Origin of the sequence: Paraburkholderia ultramafica (genome assembly GCF_902859915.1) — a bacterium.
GTDB lineage: Bacteria > Pseudomonadota > Gammaproteobacteria > Burkholderiales > Burkholderiaceae > Paraburkholderia > Paraburkholderia ultramafica.
This window is the reverse complement of the sequence record NZ_CADIKK010000167.1, coordinates 1-567: the sequence shown is the minus strand read 5'-3', so window position 1 is coordinate 567 and position 567 is coordinate 1. Positions and strand designations below refer to the sequence as shown.

The 567-nt window shown below is 63.0% G+C and carries 1 protein-coding gene; it reads left to right on the top strand.

Going from position 1 to position 567, the window contains the following annotated elements; genetic code table 11:
* On the top strand, window positions 1–567 hold a 567-nt coding region (locus HV744_RS36705; protein WP_175154105.1), incomplete at both ends, for an NAD(P)/FAD-dependent oxidoreductase.

Sequence of the window (567 nt, the reverse complement as noted above, 5' to 3'; positions counted from 1 at the left end):
GCCGCTCACGGTGGACGTGACCGAAGACAGGTTCCTCTTCCTGACGGAAACCGGCTCGAAGAGCGTGCCGACCTGGGCGCTGCCGGACAACTTCAAGAACCACGGCAACTACGTGATCAGCCTCGCGAACGTCACGCGCTGGCTGGGTCAGCAGGCTGAGGCGCTGGGCGTCGAGATTTTCCCGGGCTTTCCGGCCGCTGAAGTGCTGTACAACGATGACGGATCCGTGAAAGGTGTCGCGACCGGCAACCTCGGCATCGGCAAGGACGGCGAGCCGACCGAAAACTTCCAGCTCGGCATGGAGCTGCACGCGAAGTACACGCTGTTCTGCGAAGGCGCGCGCGGCCACCTCGGCCGTCAGCTGAACGATAAATTCAGGCTGCGCGAAGGCGTCGATCTGCAGGTCTACGGCATCGGCATCAAGGAACTGTGGGAAATCGATCCGGCGAAGCACAAGCCGGGGCTGGTGATGCACACCGCCGGCTGGCCGCTGGAGAACGATACCTACGGCGGCTCGTTCCTCTATCACATGGACAACAACCAGGTGGTGGTGGGCTTCGTGGTCGG